Source organism: Geodermatophilus sp. SYSU D01036 (assembly GCF_054050435.1).
In genome coordinates this window covers 45,436-61,885 of sequence record NZ_JBJGZJ010000010.1, presented here as the reverse complement: position 1 = coordinate 61,885, position 16,450 = coordinate 45,436, and the positions used below count along the sequence as shown (strand labels likewise).

Sequence of the window (16,450 nt, the reverse complement as noted above, 5' to 3'; positions counted from 1 at the left end):
CCCTCCCGTCAACGGAGATCGGAGTGTGGGGGACATGCCAGACGTCGTCTTCACCGTCGACCAGGCCAAGTCCATGCGCGACCAGGCCGTCCCGGGGCACAACCGCTGGCACCCGGACGTACCCGTCGCCACGATGGTCCGGCCCGGGCAGGACATCCGGGTGGAGTGCCGGGAGTGGACCGACGGCCAGATCGGCAACAACGACTCGGCGAACGACGTCCGCGACGTCGACCTGACCAGGGCCCACATGCTCAGCGGCCCGATCGGCGTCGAGGGGGCCGAGCCCGGTGACCTGCTGGTGGTCGACATCCTCGACCTCGGCCCGGTGCAGGCGCCGCAGGAGTACGGCGACGCCCCCGGCCAGGGCTGGGGCTACACCGGCATCTTCGCCAAGGCCAACGGCGGCGGTTTCCTGACCGACTACTTCCCGGACGCCTACAAGGCGATCTGGGACTTCCACGGCCAGGTGGCGACCTCCCGGCACATACCGGGTGTCCGCTACACCGGCCTGACCCACCCCGGGCTGTTCGGCACCGCCCCGTCGGCCGACCTGCTCGCCCGGTGGAACCGGCGGGAGAAGGCCCTGGCCGACACCGACCCCGACCGCGTGCCCGCGCTGGCGCTGCTCCCGATCGAGGACCAGACGCTGCCCGGGCAGGCCGACGGCGACGTGGCCGCGGCGATCGCCCGGGACGGCGCCCGCACCGTGCCGGCGCGGGAGAACGGCGGGAACCACGACATCAAGAACTTCTCCCGCGGATCCCGCGTCTTCTACCCGGTGCACGTGCAGGACGCGAAGCTCTCCGGCGGCGACCTGCACTTCAGCCAGGGCGACGGCGAGATCACGTTCTGCGGCGCCATCGAGATGGGCGGGTTCATCGACTTCCACATCGACCTGATCAAGGGCGGCATGGAGACCTACGGGGTGACCACCAACCCGGTGTTCATCCCGGGCAACGTCGAGCCCCGCTACTCGGAGTTCCTGACGTTCATCGGCATCTCGGTCGAGCACGAGGAGGACCGCAACCTCTACCTGGACGCCACGCAGGCCTACCGCAACGCCTGCCTCAACGCCGTCCGGTACCTGCAGAAGTTCGGCTACTCCGGCGAGCAGGCCTACCTGCTGCTCGGCTCGGCGCCGATCGAGGGCCGCGTCAGCGGGGTCGTCGACATCCCGAACGCCTGCTGCTCGCTCTACCTGCCGACGGCGATCTTCGACTTCGACGTCAAGCCGTCGGCGTCGGGGCCGGTCCGTGCCGACCGCGGGCAGTGCGCCGTCACGTCCTGACCGCCCGGCGGGTCCCGGCGTGCGCCGGGACCCGTCCGCCCGGGCCGGGCGCCGCCCTCAGGCGGCGTCCGGCTCCGGGAACGGCTCGGGGAAGGGCCGGCGGACGGAGGGCCGGGCGGTCACCACGACCGGCCCGCCGCAGTTCCAGCAGGTCGGGTCGTCGTCACCGTCCTCCGTCACGTCCTGCCCGCCGACCTCGCACGGCGCGCACGTCCACACCACCTCGACCCGGAGTTGCACGGATCGCTCCTCACACGAGCACTGCGCGGCTCCCGGTTGTTCGAGGCCGGGACGTGGAGTACCCGGCGCGCCGTCCGCCCAACCGGGTCCGGGGGTCACCGACCGTGCCGAGAGGGCCGGGGCCGCGGGGGAGTGGGAGGAGGCGAGAGGTGAGCGGGGAGGTGCCGCGGATCGAGCGCCACGAGGCGGCCGACCGCGCCGGCAAGGCCGCGCTGCGGGCGGCGCACGACCTCACCGAGGGGCTGTCGTCCGGGGAGCCCGGCGACGTGCCCGAGCCGGTCGTCGTCCGCCGGGGCGGTCCGCACCGCTCGGTCGGCGGGCTGGCCGACCTGATCGACAGTGCCCTGCAGGAGAACGAGGCCCTGCAGGAGAACGAGGCCCTGCAGGAGAACGAGGCCCTGCAGGAGAACGAGGCCCAGGAGGACGAGGCCCAGCAGGAGGACGAGGCCCTCGAGGAGGACGGGGCCGTCCGGGAGAACGAACGGGAGTCCGGGGAGCCCGGCTCCTGACCGCCGGCGCGACCGTCGCCGGCACCAGCCACGGGGGACGTCCGCACCGTCGCGGGACCCGAGGAGATGACCGCACATGGGAGCCGTGGGACTGCTGTACGTCGGAGCCGTCCTGGTCGTCAACGGCCTGATGCTGCTGGGGCTGGTGGACGCCCGCGCCGCCGCCCCGCTCAACCTGTTCGTCGGGGCGCTGCAGGTGGTGACGCCGACCGTCCTGATCATCACGGCCGACGGGGACCCGGCCACGATCCTGGCCGCGTCGGGCCTCTACCTGTTCGGCTTCACGTACCTGTACGTGGGGATCAACCTGCTCGGCGGCCTCGACGGCACGGGGCTCGGCTGGTTCTCCGCGTTCGTGGCGGCGTGCGCGCTGGTGTACGCCGGGCTCAGCTTTTTCTACGTCGTGCCGCGGGACCCGGGCTTCGGCGTGATCTGGCTGTACTGGGCGGTGCTCTGGGCGCTGTTCTTCGTCGTCCTGGGGCTGAAGCGGGAGGAGTTCACCCGGTACACGGGCGCGATCGCCGTGGTCGCCGGGCTGCTCACCGCCGCCCTCCCGGCGTTCCTGCTGCTCACCGACTCGTGGGCCGACTACACCGGCACGTGGGCGGTCATCCTGGCCATCGTCCTGGCGGCCAGCCTGGTGCTGGCCTACCCGCGGCTGCGGGGACGTCCGGAGCCGGCCGTGCCGCCGTCCGCGCCGGTGCCGGCGGGGCCGCCGGCCGCGCCGGAGGGCGTGCCGGTCGCCCGGCAGGCCCCCGAGCGCGACCGGGCCCGGCACGCGGACCCGCGTGCCGGCGGGTCGTCCCAGGCGCCGGTCCAGGACCGGTCCTAGGCGGTACCCCGCAGCAGGTCCTCGAAGGAGGGGACGTCGGCGAAGGGGTCGGCCGGGCGGCCCGACGCCGGCCGGCCGGTGACGACGTCGGCCAGCTCGCCGGCCGCGCGGGTGATCCGCGCGGCCAGCTCCTGGCCGGCGCCCTCACCGCCGGCCCAGTCCTCGCTCGCCGCGAAGACGGCCGTCGGCACGGTCACCGCGCGCAGGTAGCTGAACAGCGGCCGCATCGCGTGCTCGAGCACCAGCGAGTGCCGGGCGGTGCCGGCGGTCGCCGCGAGCAGCACCGGCGTGCCGGTGAGCGCGTCCTTGTCCAGCACGTCGACGAAGGACTTGAACAGGCCGCTGTAGGAGGCGGTGAACACCGGCGTGACCGCGATGACCGCGTCCGCGCCGGTCACCGTCCCGACCGCTGCGCGCAGCGCCGCGTTCGGGAACCCGGTGACCAGCGCGTCGGCGACGTCGCGGGCGTGCTCGCGCAGCTCGACGACCTCGACGGTGGCGTCCTCGCCGCGCTCGCGCAGCGCGGCGACGGTCGCCGCCGCGAGCCGGTCGGCCAGCAGCCGCGTCGACGACGGGACGCCGAGCCCCGCGCTGACGACGGCCAGGGTGCGGGTGGTCATCGGACGGACACCTCCTCGCGGGCCTGCCCGGTGACGTCGTCACCCGCGGCGTACACGGTCGGCTCCTGCGCGCCCCCGCGGGCGGCCACCCGGGCGGCGTGGGTGGGGGCGTCGGGCACGTGCGCCGGCTTGAGCGCGGCGAACTCGCGGCGCAGCACCGGCACGACCTCCTCGCCGAGCAGGTCCAGCTGCTCGAGGACGGTCTTCAGCGGCAGGCCGGCGTGGTCGATGAGGAACAGCTGCCGCTGGTAGTCGCCGACGTAGTCGCGGAAGCCGAGCGTGCGCTCGACGACCTGCTCCGGGCTGCCCACGGTCAGCGGCGTCTCCCGGGAGAAGTCCTCGAGCGAGGGCCCGTGCCCGTAGACCGGCGCGTTGTCGAAGTAGGGCCGGAACTCGGCGACGGCGTCCTGGCTGTTCCGCCGCATGAACACCTGCCCGCCGAGGCCGACGATCGCCTGGTCGGCGGCGCCGTGGCCGTGGTGCTCGAACCGGGACCGGTAGAACTCCACCATCCGCTGGGTGTGCTCCTTCGGCCAGAAGATGTGGTTGTGGAAGAAGCCGTCGCCGTAGTACGCGGCCTGCTCGGCGATCTGCGGGCTGCGGATCGACCCGTGCCACACGAACGGCGGGACGCCGTCCAGCGGCCGCGGGGTGGAGGTGAAGCCCTGCAGCGGGGTGCGGAACCGGCCCTGCCAGTCCACGACCTCCTCGTCCCACAGCCGGCGCAGCAGCGCGTAGTTCTCCACGGCCAGCGGGATGCCGTTGCGGATGTCCTGGCCGAACCACGGGTAGACCGGCCCGGTGTTGCCGCGGCCCATCATCAGGTCGACGCGGCCGTCGGCGAGGTGCTGGAGCATCGCGTAGTCCTCGGCGACCTTCACCGGGTCGTTGGTGGTGATCAGTGTGGTCGACGTCGACAGCTGCAGCCGGGAGGTCTGCGCTGCGACGTAGGCCAGCGTGGTCGTGGGGGAGGACGAGAAGAACGGCGGGTTGTGGTGCTCGCCGAGGGCGAAGACGTCGAGGCCCACCTCCTCGGCCTTCTTCGCGATGGTGACGACGGCCTTGATCCGCTCCGTCTCGCTCGGCGTCCGCCCCGTCGTCGGGTCGGTCGTGACGTCGCTGACCGTGAAGACCCCGAACTGCATCTCGTGCTCCATGTGGTTGAGAGTGCAACTACTGTACCCGGCCCAACGAGCCGCCCCCGCCGAGCATTCCCCCCGGGGGCCGTGACCGTACTGAGACCTCTCGACCGCGCACGGTGACCGGCCCGGCACGTCCGGGCGCGACCGGTCCGCACGTCCCGCGCCCACCCGTGTCGGCCCGTTCGACCGCACCCGGGGGGTGGAACCCTGTGATCACCCTCGCCGGCGTGCCGGTGGGGGACCGGATCGGAGCGCACCGAGGGGGAACCGGGATGTCGCTGCGGGGACATGGAGCTGCTCCGGACGGGGCCGGGGACGGCCCCGCCGAGCCGCCTCCGGGACGCGGGCTCGACGGTCTGCTGGGCACCGGACCGGTGTTCACCGGAGCGGTGCGCGGCTACGACCGCCTACAGGTCGACGACTACGTCGCCTGGGCGGAGACCGAGCTGCTGGTCCTGCGCCGGGAGAACGAGCACCTGCTCAGCCGCTACGCCGCCGCGTCGGCCGAGCTGCAGAACGCCCGCCGTCGGCTGGCCCAGCTGGTCCGCGAGCGGCAGAGCCTGCCCGGTCCCGAGGACGCCGCCGCGATGATGCGCCGGGCCGAGGAGGCGGCCGCCGCGCTGACCGCCGCCGCCGAGGAGGAGGCCGGGCGGATCCGCGCCGAGGCGCTCACCGAGGCGCAGGCGCGGCTGTCCGGGGTGGCCGAGATGCGCGAGGCGGTGCTCGCCGCCCGCGAGCAGACCCGCAGCGAGGCCGCCGCGATCCTGGAGGCCGCGCGCCGCGAGGCGGCCCGGCTGGAGGAGGGGGCCGCCGCCGAGCGCGCGCGGCGGGACCGCGAGGCCGCCGAGGCGCGGGCACGGGCCGACGCCGAGGCGCTCGAGCGGCGGTCCGCCGTCGAGGCCGAGCTCGCGCCCCTGCGCGACGAGCGCGACCGGGCGCGCGACTGGCTGCGCCTGCTGACCGGGCAGCTGGACGAGGCGCTCGCCGTCGTCACCGGGGTCGTGCCCGACGACGTCCCCGCCCTCGGCGACAAGCGGGGCCTGCCCCGCCTCGGGGAGGACCCGGCGCCCGAGCCCCGCGCGGGGGCGCGTCCGGCGCCGTCCGGCACGGACGTGTCCGACGTGACACCGCTGCACGGGCCCGGCCGGCCCGAGGTCGCCGCGGCCTCCTGACCAGCGGCGACGCGGGGGCGGGTTCCGGACCGGGGGAGTCCGTACCACACGTCCCGGCCGCACCTCCGGCCCCGGCTGTTGTCACGAACCGGTAACGACCGTACGGTGGCTCGCGTCCGGCAGGTCGTCAGGTCCCCGTCCCGGGGAGCCCGGCCGGACGCCGCCGAGTCGTGTCCGCACCCGTGGACGCGAGCCGGGGACCCACCGCAGTACTGGGGTGAATCGCGCCCGCCGAGCTCCGGCCCGGCACGCGTAGGGCTCCTTCCCGCCCGAACCCGTCAGCTAACTCGGTAGGCGGCTCACGGAAGAAACGGAGAGTCTCCGCATGCCCCGCCTCCGGGCCGAAGCGGCCCGCAGGTGCAGCTGCCCGCGCGCACACCGCGCTCCCGCGTCCGCCTGACGCCGGCCGCCCCTGCCCTGCCGCTCCCTGCGACGACGTCGCCGGGGACCCCGTACCGCCACACCGCCCCAGACCCGCGCCGCACCCGCACGCCCGAGGTCCGCCTCCGGGCCGCTGCCGCGCGCACTCTCCCTCGGAGCCCTCACCCCCTCATGTCCCGCCACGTCCCGAACACGCCTGCCGACGCCCCCGTGACCGTCGAGCTCGCCACCCCCGACGCCCCCGCCGACACCGCCACCCGCGAGTTGCCCGCCCTCGCGGACGCCGCCGAGCCGGCCGCCGAGGCCCCCGCCCGCCGGCGCCTGTTCCGCCGCGGCAGCCCGCCGCTGGGCCCGCGCCGCCCGGCCCTCCTGCTCGGCGCCGCCGCCGCCGGCGCGCTGATCGTGGGCGTCGTCTCCACCAGCGGCCCGGCCGCCTCCGCCGGCACCGACACCGCCGGCACCGCGGTCAGCGTCGCCGACGAGCTGGGCATCCCGCAGCAGCAGGCGGCCGCGCAGGCCGCGACCGGCCCCGACCTGACGACGCTGGCCGACGTCGCCGCCTCGCGCGCCGAGCGCAGCGCGCAGGAGGCCGGTGCCGCCCAGGCGCAGCTCGCCGCCGAGCAGGCCGAGCGCGACCGCCAGGCCGCCGAGGCCGAGGCCGCCCGCGTCGCCGCCGAGCAGGAGGCCGCCCGCGTCGCCGCGGAGCAGGAGGCCGCCCGCCAGGCCGCCGAGGCGCAGGCCGCCGCCGAGGCCGCCGCCGCGCAGCAGGCCGCCGAGGAGCAGGCCGCCGAGGAGGCCGCGCCGGCCGCGCCCTCCGGCTCCTTCAAGGACTACGCGCTGAGCAAGGTCGGCAGCGGTGAGCAGTTCTCCTGCCTGGAGAAGCTGTGGGGCAAGGAGAGCGGCTGGAACCCCAACGCCCAGAACCCCACCAGCACCGCCTACGGCATCCCGCAGTTCCTGGACTCCACCTGGGCCAGCACCGGGATCGCCAAGACCTCCGACGGCTACCGCCAGATCGACGCCGGCCTGATCTACATCGAGGAGCGCTACGGCTCGCCGTGCGACGCCTGGGCGCACTCGCAGGCCACCGGCTGGTACTGATCCCCAGGTGATCCAGCGAGGGCCGGCCACCCGGGTGGTGCCCGCGGGGTTCGTCCGCGCGCACACCCAGGTGCGCCGGCCCTCGCTCGTCCCCGAGGTGCGGCTGCACGTCGCCGACGACGTCGTCGCCCTGTGGGAGGCGATGGAGACCGCGGCCGGCGGGGCGGGGGAGGAGCCGCCGTTCTGGGCGGCCGCCTGGCCCGGCGGGCAGGCGCTGGCCCGCCACCTGCTCGACGCGCCCGCCACCGTCGCAGGCCGCACGGTGCTGGACCTCGGGTCGGGCAGCGGCCTCGTCGCCGTCGCCGCCGTCCTCGCCGGCGCCCGCCGGGTGCTGGCCAGCGACGTCGACCCGTTCTCCCGGACGGCGGTCGGCGTCAACGCCGGCCTCAACGGCGTGACCGGCATCAGCGTCACCGGCGACGTGCTGGACCGCGAGCCGCCGGCCCTCGACGTCGTCGTCGCCGGGGACGTCTGCTACGACCGGGAGATGACCGGGCGGGTGCTGCCCTTCCTCGACCGGGCGCGGGCCCGCGGCTGCGAGGTGCTGATCGGCGACCCCGGCCGCCCGTACCTGCCGCACGAGCGGCTGGAGCCCGCCGCGGTGTACGAGGTCCCCGAGACCGAGGGGCCCGGGCTGCGCCGGACGACGGTGTGGCGGCTGCCCTGAGCGCCGCCGGATACGGTCGCCGCGTGCGCCCCTACGCCTTCACCGGTACCGCCGTCGTCACCGGGGCGGCCAGCGGCATCGGCGCCGCGCTCGCCCCGCGGCTGGCCGCCCGCGGCACGGACCTCGTGCTGCTCGACCGCGACGCCGAGCGGCTCGAGGGCGTCGCGGCGGCGGTGCGCGCGGCCTCCCCGGGCCGGTCGGTGGCCACCGTCGTCGCCGACCTCGCCGACGCCGGGCGGCTGCGCGAGGCCGCCGACCGGGTGGTCGCGGCCCACCCGGCGACGACGCTGCTGGTCAACAACGCCGGTGTCGCGCTGGGCGGGCGGTTCGACCAGGTGACCCTCGAGGAGTTCGAGTGGGTCATGGACGTCAACTTCCGTGCCGCCGTCCGGCTCACCCACGCGCTGCTGCCCACGCTGAAGGGGAACCCCGGGTCGCACCTGGTCAACGTCTCCAGCCTCTTCGGGCTCATGGCGCCGGCCGGGCAGGCGGCGTACGCGTCGAGCAAGTTCGCCGTCCGCGGGTTCACCGAGGCGCTGCGGCACGAGCTGGCCGGGGACGGCGTCGGCGTGACCAGCGTGCACCCCGGCGGCATCGCCACCCGGATCGCCGAGACCGCCCGCGTGGCCGGTGGCGCCGACCCCGCGGAGGCCGAGCGGGGCAAGCGCGAGTTCGCCAGGCTGCTGCGCTACCCGGCCGACCGTGCCGCCCAGCGGATCGTCGAGGCGGTGGAGCGGCGCCGGCCGCGGCTGCTCATCGGCGCCAGCGCCGTCGTCCCCGACGTCCTGGTGCGGCTGGCGCCGGGCTCGTACGGGCGGGTGCTCGCCGCCGCCACCCGGCTGGCCGGCCTGCGCCGGGCGGCCTGACCGCGCGGGGTCCCCGGTGGCCGTCCACGTCGGCACGTCGGGCTGGAGCTACGACCACTGGGACGGCGTCCTCTACCCGCCGGGGACGCCGTCCCGGGACCGGCTGGCCCACTACGTCCGCCGGTTCGGCACCGTCGAGCTCAACGCGAGCTTCTACCGCTGGCCGCGCACCGCGACCTTCGCCGGGTGGCGGCAGCGACTGCCCGAGGGCTTCCAGCTGTCGGTCAAGGCCCCGCGCGGGCTGACCCACGCCAAGCGGCTGTACGCCCCCGAGGCGTGGGTCGAGCGGATGACCGCGGCCTGGCACGAGCTGGGGCCCCGGCGGGCGGTGCTGCTGGTCCAGCTGCACCCGGCCGCCGCCCGCGACGACGCCCGGCTCGACCACTTCCTCGGCCTGCTGCCGGACTGGATGCGGGTGGCCGTGGAGTTCCGCCACCCCAGCTGGCACGACGAGGGCGTGTTCGCGCTGCTCGAGCGGCACGGCGCCGCCTACTGCGTGATGAGCGGCGCCGGCCTGCCGTGCGTGCTGCGCGCGACGGCGCCGTTCGTCTACGTCCGGCTGCACGGGCCCGACGCCGCCCACCTGTACGCCGGCTCCTATCCCGACGCCGACCTGCGCTGGTGGGCCGACCGGATCGGCGAGTGGGCCGGGCAGGGTCGTGACGTCTACGCGTACTTCAACAACGACGGGTACGGCCACGCCGTCCGCAACGCCGGGACGCTGCGCGCGCTGACCGGCGGCTGAGGTCCGCAGCCGGGAGACTGGGGCCGGTTCCCGCCGACCGGGGCGGGCGGGCCGGGAGGTGGTGCGTGAGCGAGTCCGAGGACAGGCCCCGCGACGGCGGGCTGGTGGCGCGGTCGGTCGAGGAGTTCGTGGCGCAGCTGCGCGGCTTCACCGACCGGGCCACCCGGCTGGCCGCCGGCGCCGTCCCGTCGGGGTTCTCCCTGCCGCGGCTGCCCTCGCCGCCCGGGGCGATGTCGGCGGCGCAGGTGCGGTCGATCGCGTCGTCGGTGCGGGCGCAGCGCCAGCTCGTCGAGGGCCTGATGGGGCAGCTGCAGGCCTTCGACGAGCAGCTCGCGGTCTTCGAGCGGATCCTCGAGCCGCTCGTCGAGTGGAGCGGCACCTGGGCGCGGCTGGAGGAGTCCTTCGCCGACGTCCTCCGCCGCGCCCCGGCCGACCGGCCTCCCGGCCAGGAGCCGCCGCCCGCTCAGTCCTCGTAGCAGGCGGTCAGCGCGGCGGTCGTCAACGGGACGTCCAGGGCCGAGGCGAGCTCGCGGCAGGAGTGCATGGCCAGCATCGGCGCGCCGACGTCGACGGTCGCCACGCCCAGCCGGGTGGCGGTCAGCGGGCCGATCGTCGAGCCGCAGGGCAGGTCGGCGCGGGACACGAAGTACTGCACGGGCACACCCGCCTCGGCGCACCGCTCGGCGAACCAGCCGCCGCCGGCCGCGTCGGTGGCGTAGGCCTGGTTGGCGTTGACCTTGAGCACCGGGCCGCCGCCGAGCTGCGGGGTGTGCGCGGGCTCGTGCCGGTCGTACCGGGTCGGGTGGACGGCGTGCGCCATGTCCGCCGAGACCAGCCGGGACCGCGCGAGCGCCCGGGGCAGGGCCTGCGGGTCCCCGGGGTCGGTGACGGCGACCAGCCGGCGGACGACGTCCTCGAGGAAGCTGCCGCGCGCCCCGGACATCGAGCCGCTGCCCACCTCCTCGTGGTCGTTGGCGACCAGCACCTGGGTGCGCACGCCGGGCGCCGCGCCGGCCAGCGCCGTCACGCCGGCGTGGCAGCTGGCCAGGTTGTCCAGCCGCGGCGCCGCGACCCACGTGCCGTCGGCGCCGGCGGGGGCCGCGGGCTGGGTGTCGGCCAGCACCAGGTCGTGCCCGACGACGTCGCCCGGCGCCACCCCGGCGGCCGCGGCGAGCGCCTCGGTGAGCCCGGGCTCGGTGTCCAGGTCCCGCGACCAGACCGGGACCAGGTGCCGCTGCGGGTCGAGGGTGAGGCCCTCGCGGACGCCGCGGTCGAGGTGTATGGCCAGCGACGGCAGCCGGAGCGGAGCGCCGTCGAGCCAGACCAGCGCGGTCCGGCCGCCGCGCAGCGCCACCCGCCCGGCGACGGTCAGCTCCCGGTCCAGCCAGGTGTGCCAGAGCCCGCCGCCGTAGGGCTCGACGCCGACCAGCCGGTAACCGGCCTGCCGGACGTCGGACCGCGGCCGGACCCGGAAGGTGGGGGAGTCGGTGTGCGCGCCCACCAGCCGCATCCCGGCGTCGGCGAGCGGGGCGCTGCCCAGCCGGAACGCGACGAGGCTGCCCTGCCGCACCACGACGTGCGCCCCGCCGGGGGCGAGCTGCCACGCGTCGGCCTCGGCCAGTTCGGTGAACCCGGCGGCGGTCAGCCGGCGGGTGAGCTCGGCCACGGCGTGGAACGGGGAGGGGGAGGCGTCGACGAGAGCGCGCAGGTCGTCGCCGAGGGAGAGGTCCGGCACTCCTGCGATCCTGCCCCACGGGCCCCGGCGCCCCGACCCCGCCCGTGAATGGTCATGCGTGGTCGTGCATAATCTCTCTCGTGTCCAAGGTGCTCACGTCCCTGCCCGTCGGCGAACGCGTCGGGATCGCCTTCTCCGGTGGTCTCGACACCTCCGTGGCGGTCGCCTGGATGCGCGACCGGGGCGCGGTCCCGTGCACCTACACCGCCGACATCGGGCAGTACGACGAGCCCGACATCGCCTCGGTGCCCGGCCGGGCCACCGCCTACGGCGCGGAGATCGCCCGGCTGGTCGACTGCCGGGAGGCGCTGGTGGAGGAGGGCCTGGCGGCCCTGACCTGCGGCGCGTTCCACATCCGCTCCGGCGGGCGCAGCTACTTCAACACCACCCCGCTGGGCCGCGCGGTCACCGGCACGCTGCTGGTGCGCGCCATGCTCGAGGACGACGTCCAGATCTGGGGCGACGGCTCGACGTTCAAGGGCAACGACATCGAGCGGTTCTACCGGTACGGCCTGCTGGCCAACCCGTCGCTGCGGATCTACAAGCCGTGGCTGGACGCCCGGTTCGTCGAGGAGCTCGGCGGCCGCAAGGAGATGTCGGAGTGGCTGACCGCGCACGGCCTGCCCTACCGGGACAGCGCGGAGAAGGCCTACTCCACCGACGCCAACATCTGGGGTGCCACCCACGAGGCCAAGCGGCTGGAGCACCTCGACGCGAGCATCGAGATCGTCGAGCCGATCATGGGCGTCCGGTTCTGGGACCCCGCCGTCGCGATCGAGCCCGAGGACGTGACGATCGGCTTCGCCAACGGGCGGCCGGTCTCGGTCAACGGCAAGGAGTACGCCTCCGCCGTCGACCTGGTGCTCGAGGTCAACGCGATCGGCGGCCGGCACGGGCTGGGCATGTCCGACCAGATCGAGAACCGGGTCATCGAGGCCAAGAGCCGCGGCATCTACGAGGCGCCGGGCATGGCGCTGCTGCACGCCGCCTACGAGCGGCTGGTCAACGCCATCCACAACGAGGACACCCTCGCCACCTACCACACCGAGGGCCGGCGGCTGGGCCGGCTCATGTACGAGGGCCGGTGGCTGGACCCCCAGGCGCTCATGCTGCGGGAGTCGCTGCAGCGGTGGGTCGGCATGGCCGTCACCGGCGAGGTCACGCTGCGGCTGCGCCGCGGGGAGGACTGGTCGGTCGTCGACACCACCGGCCCGGCGTTCAGCTACCACCCGGACAAGTTGTCGATGGAGCGCACCGAGGACCCCGCCTTCGGGCCCACGGACCGGATCGGCCAGCTGACCATGCGCAACCTCGACATCGCCGACTCCCGCGCCAAGCTCGAGCAGTACGCGCGCCTCGGCATGGTCGGCGGCGGGGCCGAGCCGGCCGTCATCGGCGCCGCGCAGGCGGCCGCCACCGGGCTGATCGACCGGATGACCGAGGGCGGCGCCCGGGCGATCGCCGGCCGCACCGCCCCGGCCGACGACGAGCTGCTCGACCGCGCCGCGATGGAGTCCGGCACCGACTAACCGGGCGGGCGGACGTCCACCCGGAGCGGATGGTCGGCGGGGACCTCGACGAGCACGACCGCCACGCCGTCGGGGTCCTCGACCGTCGCCTCCAGAAGGCCCCACGGCATGCGCCCGGGCTCCGCGACGACGGGGACGCCGGCCGCGGCCAGCCGCGCCACCTCGGCGGCCAGGTCGCGCACCTGCACCCACAGCGCCAGCCCGCGCGGGCGCTCGTCGGCGCCGCCGGAGACCTCGAGCAGGCCGTTGCCGAGGAAGAACACCACCCCGCGGTGCTCCGGCGGCCCGAACTCGCGGTACACGGCCAGCCCGAGGACGTCGCGGTAGAACGCCTGCGAGCGCTCGGGGTCGGTGGGCCGCAGGAGCACGCGGCTGCTCAGCACGTCCACGCCCGTCATCCTGGCCGCACCCCCGGTCGAGATGCCGCGATCTCGCCCCTCGAGCGGCCCCGTCGTGTGCGAAATCGCGGGATCTCGACGGGGAGGGGGCACCTACCCTGGACCGGTGACCCCTCCCGCCCCGCCGGCGGCTGCCCCCGCCGACCGGCGGCGGGACCTGGCCGCCGACTGCTCGTCCTGCGCCGGGCTGTGCTGCGTGCTGCCCGCCTTCGCCGCCTCGGCCGACTTCGCCATCGACAAGCCGGCCGGCCGGGCCTGCGTCCACCTCACCGCCGACGCCCGCTGCGGCATCCACGCCGACCTGCGGCAGCGCGGCTTCCCCGGCTGCACGGTCTTCGACTGCTTCGGCGCCGGCCAGCGGCTGGTGCGGGCCGCCGCCGTCGAACACCCGGCCGCCGACCCCGGCGTCGCGGCGGCGTTCCCCGTCCTGCGGCAGCTGCACGAGCTGCTCTGGTACCTCACCGAGGCGGCCGCGCTGCCGCTGCCGGCCGGCCTGCACGCCGAGGTCAGGACCGCCCTCGACCGCACGGAGCGGCTGGCCGCGGGCTTCCCGGCCGAGCTGGCAGCGGTCGACGCCGGGGCGGTCCGCGCGGAGGCGGGGGAGCTGCTGGGCCGGGTCAGCGCCGCCGTCCGCGCCGGCGGGCGGGACCGGCGCGACGCGGACCTGGTCGGCGCCGACCTGCGCCGGACCGACCTGCGCCGGGTGAGCCTGCGCGGCGCCTACCTGATCGGCGCGGACCTGCGCGGCGCCGACCTCAGCGGCACCGACCTGCTCGGCGCGGACCTGCGCGCGGCCGACCTGCGCGGCGCCGACCTCACCGGTGCGCTGTTCCTCACCCGCCCGCAGGTGGCCGCCGCCCGCGGCGACGCCGGCACCCGGCTGCCCGCCGTCCTCGGGCGGCCGCCGCACTGGACGGCGGCCGCGGCGACCGTCAGCCGGCCGCGTCCGCGTCGTCGGGGCGGTCGTCGGGGCGGCCGCGGCGGCGCAGCAGGCCGGTGACCCCGGCGACCCGCGACTGCGCCTGACGCAGCGTCGCGATCATCGGCATCAGGTCCTCGTCGATGGTGCGGATGATGTCCGGCACCGCCTCCACCGCGGGGTCGTCGAGCACCCGCCCGACCCGCTCCAGCCCCGGCTTGAGCGCCCGCACCGGCTCCTCCAGCTCGCCGACCAGCCCCTCAAGCCGCTCGGCGGTGCGCTGCGCCGACGAGATGGCCGACGTCGCCGTCGAGGTCGCGGCGATGAGCTCCCGGACGGCGGCGTTGAGGTCGGTCAGCGTGCGCGGCAGCTGGGCCAGCGCCTCGGTCTGCGTCTGCAGGAGCGTGAGCAGCTCCGTGAGGCCGGGGATCTTCGGCATGCCGAGGCGGAAGGGGTCCACGTCGTCCACCGTCGCGCCCGGGCCGACCACGCCGCAACTCAGCCCGGCAGCACCTCGCGCCAGCGCCGCCCGGCCGCACGGCCGTCGCGGACGTCGGCCAGCCCGCGCAGCGCGTCGAGATCGGCCAGCACGTGCGGCGGCAGCGTCCCGGTGAGCACCCCGACGGTGCCCACCGACGACGCCAGCATCGACGGCTGCGGTGGCGGCATCCCGTTCGGTCGCACGAACGTGACCTTCCACCGCTGCCCGGCCGCCGACAGCTTCAGCCCGCCGCCGAACCACCACCACGGCCACGAGACGTCGGTGACCGCGCCCAGCGGCACGTCGAACACCGGGGTGTCGCTGACGAACGCCAGCCCCCGCCCGTCGGTGGCCAGGAAGCCCGGCACGTTGCGCAGCCCACCGATCAGCCACGCCGGGCTGACGAGCACGCTCACAGCGCCCGCAGGATGTCCTCGACGCGCTCGCGCGCGTCGCCGAACAGCATCCGGGTGTTCTCGCGGAAGAACAGCGGGTTCTGGACGCCGGCGTAGCCGGTGCTCATCGACCGCTTGAAGACGACGACGTGCTCGGCCTCCCACACGTGCAGCACCGGCATGCCGGCGATGGGGGAGCCCGGGTCCTCGGCCGCGGCCGGGTTCACCGTGTCGTTGGCGCCGATGACCAGCACGACCGACGTCTTCGGGAAGTCGTCGTTGATCTCGTCCATCTCCAGGACGACGTCGTAGGGCACCTTCGCCTCGGCCAGCAGCACGTTCATGTGCCCGGGCAGCCGCCCGGCGACCGGGTGGATGCCGAAGCGCACCGGCACGCCCTTGTCCGACAGGGTGCGGGTGAGGTCGGCGACGGCGTTCTGCGCGTGCGCGACGGCCATGCCGTAGCCGGGGGTGATGACGACGCTGTCGGCGTCGCGCAGCAGCTGCGCGACCTCCTCGGCGGTGGTCTCGGTGTGCTCGCCCTCGACCGCGCCGGTCCCGGTGGTGCTGCCCTCGTTGCCGAAGCCGCCGGCGATGACGGAGATGAAGGAGCGGTTCATCGCCTGGCACATGATGTAGGAGAGGTAGGCACCCGAGGAGCCGACCAGCGCGCCGGTGATGATGAGCAGGTCGTTGTCGAGCAGGAAGCCCGACGCCGCGGCCGCCCAGCCGGAGTAGCTGTTGAGCATCGAGACGACGACCGGCATGTCGCCGCCGCCGATCGAGGCGACCAGGTGCCAGCCCAGCGCCAGCGCCAGCACGGTGACCGCGGCGAGCACGCCCAGGCTGGGCGAGACGACGAAGGCGACGGTCAGGACGGCGAACGCCGCGAGCGCGCCCAGGTTCAGCGCGTTCTTGCCCGGCAGCACCAGCGGGTTGCTCTTGATCCGCGCCGACAGCTTGAGGAACGCGACGATCGAGCCGGTGAAGGTGACCGCGCCGATGAAGACGCCGATCGCGACCTCGGCGGAGTGGATGCCGACCGGCAGGCCGAGCTCCTCGGCCTCCCCGGCCGGGGCGCCCTCGACCGACAGGTAGCCGTTCCAGCCGACGAGCACCGCGGCGAGGCCGACGAAGCTGTGCAGCAGCGCGATGAGCTCGGGCATGCCGGTCATCTCGACGATGCGCGCCCGCCAGAGGCCGATGGCCGCGCCGAGGGCCATGGCGACGGCGATCAGCCCGACGGCGAGCGCGTCGCCGTCGTGCCAGGCCAGCCCGATCGTGGCGACCAGGGCGATGGCCATGCCGGCGATGCCGTAGGCGTTGCCCGCCTTGGCGGTCTCGTGCTTCGACAGGCCGGCGAGGCTCAGGACGAACAGCAGGCCGGCGACGATGTAGGCCGCGGACGCGGCGCTGGTGGCGGTCATGGC

19 protein-coding genes and 1 riboswitch are annotated in these 16,450 nt (G+C 75.5%); of the genes, 11 read left to right on the top strand and 8 right to left on the bottom strand.

What is annotated here, in order from left to right; all coding sequences use genetic code 11:
- The first annotated feature begins 34 nt into the window (after window positions 1-34).
- A complete protein-coding gene (gene fmdA, locus ACI8AR_RS12265; protein WP_457051286.1) occupies window positions 35-1,288 on the top strand; it encodes a formamidase in 1,254 nt (417 codons plus the stop codon).
- 57 nt (window positions 1,289-1,345) lie between these two features.
- On the opposite strand, the gene ACI8AR_RS12260 is transcribed toward fmdA, so the two are convergent.
- Complete coding sequence (locus ACI8AR_RS12260; protein WP_456927949.1) at window positions 1,346-1,528, bottom strand: hypothetical protein; 183 nt, start codon at window positions 1,526-1,528, stop codon at window positions 1,346-1,348.
- Between the two features lie 149 nt (window positions 1,529-1,677).
- Between ACI8AR_RS12260 and ACI8AR_RS12255 the strand changes: the two genes are divergently transcribed.
- The gene (locus ACI8AR_RS12255; protein ID WP_457051285.1) at window positions 1,678-2,037 is read left to right on the top strand and encodes a hypothetical protein; all 360 of its coding nucleotides are present in this window, start codon (window positions 1,678-1,680) and stop codon (window positions 2,035-2,037) included.
- Between the two features lie 76 nt (window positions 2,038-2,113).
- Window positions 2,114-2,869, top strand: a complete 756-nt coding sequence (locus ACI8AR_RS12250; RefSeq protein WP_457051284.1) for an AmiS/UreI family transporter — start codon at window positions 2,114-2,116, stop codon at window positions 2,867-2,869.
- On the opposite strand, the gene ACI8AR_RS12245 is transcribed toward ACI8AR_RS12250, so the two are convergent.
- Window positions 2,866-3,489 carry an FMN reductase gene (locus ACI8AR_RS12245; RefSeq protein WP_457051283.1) on the bottom strand — a complete coding sequence of 208 codons (624 nt, stop codon included), beginning with the start codon at window positions 3,487-3,489 and terminating at the stop codon, window positions 2,866-2,868. The two genes, ACI8AR_RS12250 and ACI8AR_RS12245, sit on opposite strands and share 4 nt — an antisense overlap.
- Window positions 3,486-4,646 carry an LLM class flavin-dependent oxidoreductase gene (locus tag ACI8AR_RS12240; protein WP_457051282.1) on the bottom strand — a complete coding sequence of 387 codons (1,161 nt, stop codon included), beginning with the start codon at window positions 4,644-4,646 and terminating at the stop codon, window positions 3,486-3,488. Before ACI8AR_RS12240 ends, ACI8AR_RS12245 begins: the two co-directional genes overlap by 4 nt.
- A gap of 359 nt (window positions 4,647-5,005) precedes the next feature.
- On the opposite strand from ACI8AR_RS12240, the gene ACI8AR_RS12235 reads away from it, so the two are divergent.
- The 6 genes from ACI8AR_RS12235 to ACI8AR_RS12210 all read left to right on the top strand — a co-directional run bounded on the left by ACI8AR_RS12235 (window position 5,006) and on the right by ACI8AR_RS12210 (window position 10,039).
- Window positions 5,006-5,803 (top strand): hypothetical protein, encoded by a 798-nt coding sequence (locus ACI8AR_RS12235; RefSeq protein WP_457051281.1) that lies wholly within the window; start codon window positions 5,006-5,008, stop codon window positions 5,801-5,803.
- Window positions 5,804-5,954: 151 nt separating this feature from the next.
- A riboswitch (cyclic di-AMP (ydaO/yuaA leader) is annotated at window positions 5,955-6,115 on the top strand.
- 279 nt (window positions 6,116-6,394) lie between these two features.
- Window positions 6,395-7,285, top strand: a complete 891-nt coding sequence (locus tag ACI8AR_RS12230) for an aggregation-promoting factor C-terminal-like domain-containing protein (RefSeq protein WP_457051280.1) — start codon at window positions 6,395-6,397, stop codon at window positions 7,283-7,285.
- A gap of 7 nt (window positions 7,286-7,292) precedes the next feature.
- Window positions 7,293-7,952, top strand: coding sequence for a class I SAM-dependent methyltransferase (locus ACI8AR_RS12225; protein ID WP_457051279.1), 660 nt, complete (start codon window positions 7,293-7,295; stop codon window positions 7,950-7,952).
- Window positions 7,953-7,975: 23 nt separating this feature from the next.
- Entirely contained in the window at window positions 7,976-8,818 is an 843-nt protein-coding gene (locus ACI8AR_RS12220; protein WP_457051278.1) for an SDR family NAD(P)-dependent oxidoreductase, read from the top strand.
- A 16-nt stretch (window positions 8,819-8,834) separates the two neighbouring features.
- Window positions 8,835-9,563 carry a DUF72 domain-containing protein gene (locus tag ACI8AR_RS12215; protein WP_457051277.1) on the top strand — a complete coding sequence of 243 codons (729 nt, stop codon included), beginning with the start codon at window positions 8,835-8,837 and terminating at the stop codon, window positions 9,561-9,563.
- Between the two features lie 65 nt (window positions 9,564-9,628).
- Complete coding sequence (locus tag ACI8AR_RS12210; RefSeq protein ID WP_457051276.1) at window positions 9,629-10,039, top strand: hypothetical protein; 411 nt, start codon at window positions 9,629-9,631, stop codon at window positions 10,037-10,039.
- Here the strand turns inward: ACI8AR_RS12210 and ACI8AR_RS12205 are convergent.
- On the bottom strand, window positions 10,027-11,298 hold the full coding sequence (locus tag ACI8AR_RS12205; protein WP_457051275.1) for a M18 family aminopeptidase: 1,272 nt from the start codon (window positions 11,296-11,298) through the stop codon (window positions 10,027-10,029). The two genes, ACI8AR_RS12210 and ACI8AR_RS12205, sit on opposite strands and share 13 nt — an antisense overlap.
- A gap of 80 nt (window positions 11,299-11,378) precedes the next feature.
- Between ACI8AR_RS12205 and argG the strand changes: the two genes are divergently transcribed.
- A complete protein-coding gene (argG, locus tag ACI8AR_RS12200; RefSeq protein WP_457051274.1) occupies window positions 11,379-12,827 on the top strand; it encodes an argininosuccinate synthase in 1,449 nt (482 codons plus the stop codon).
- On the opposite strand, the gene ACI8AR_RS12195 is transcribed toward argG, so the two are convergent.
- On the bottom strand, window positions 12,824-13,216 hold the full coding sequence (locus tag ACI8AR_RS12195) for a VOC family protein (RefSeq protein ID WP_457051273.1): 393 nt from the start codon (window positions 13,214-13,216) through the stop codon (window positions 12,824-12,826). The two genes, argG and ACI8AR_RS12195, sit on opposite strands and share 4 nt — an antisense overlap.
- A 115-nt stretch (window positions 13,217-13,331) precedes the next feature.
- Here ACI8AR_RS12195 and ACI8AR_RS12190 point away from each other — a divergent pair, with 115 nt between their 5' ends.
- On the top strand, window positions 13,332-14,225 hold the full coding sequence (locus ACI8AR_RS12190) for a pentapeptide repeat-containing protein (protein WP_457051272.1): 894 nt from the start codon (window positions 13,332-13,334) through the stop codon (window positions 14,223-14,225).
- Here ACI8AR_RS12190 and ACI8AR_RS12185 read toward each other — a convergent pair.
- From ACI8AR_RS12185 to pntB, 3 genes are read right to left on the bottom strand one after another with little or no spacing between them, the layout of a single operon-like run.
- A complete protein-coding gene (locus ACI8AR_RS12185) occupies window positions 14,158-14,604 on the bottom strand; it encodes a hypothetical protein (RefSeq protein ID WP_457051271.1) in 447 nt (148 codons plus the stop codon). The two genes, ACI8AR_RS12190 and ACI8AR_RS12185, sit on opposite strands and share 68 nt — an antisense overlap.
- 38 nt (window positions 14,605-14,642) lie before the next feature.
- Complete coding sequence (locus ACI8AR_RS12180) at window positions 14,643-15,041, bottom strand: hypothetical protein (protein ID WP_457051270.1); 399 nt, start codon at window positions 15,039-15,041, stop codon at window positions 14,643-14,645.
- Window positions 15,038-16,447, bottom strand: coding sequence for a Re/Si-specific NAD(P)(+) transhydrogenase subunit beta (gene pntB / locus ACI8AR_RS12175; RefSeq protein ID WP_457051269.1), 1,410 nt, complete (start codon window positions 16,445-16,447; stop codon window positions 15,038-15,040). Before pntB ends, ACI8AR_RS12180 begins: the two co-directional genes overlap by 4 nt.
- Between the last annotated feature and the right edge of the window lie 3 nt (window positions 16,448-16,450).

Excerpts from the sequence above, each read along its gene's own strand:
- ACI8AR_RS12250 (WP_457051284.1), top strand. The coding sequence starts at position 2,114 with ATGGGAGCCGTGGGACTGCTGTACGTCGGAGCCGTCCTGGTCGTCAAC.
- ACI8AR_RS12245 (WP_457051283.1), bottom strand. The coding sequence starts at position 3,489 with ATGACCACCCGCACCCTGGCCGTCGTCAGCGCGGGGCTCGGCGTCCCG.
- pntB (WP_457051269.1), bottom strand. The coding sequence starts at position 16,447 with ATGACCGCCACCAGCGCCGCGTCCGCGGCCTACATCGTCGCCGGCCTG.
- ACI8AR_RS12240 (WP_457051282.1), bottom strand. The coding sequence starts at position 4,646 with ATGGAGCACGAGATGCAGTTCGGGGTCTTCACGGTCAGCGACGTCACG.
- fmdA (WP_457051286.1), top strand. The coding sequence starts at position 35 with ATGCCAGACGTCGTCTTCACCGTCGACCAGGCCAAGTCCATGCGCGAC.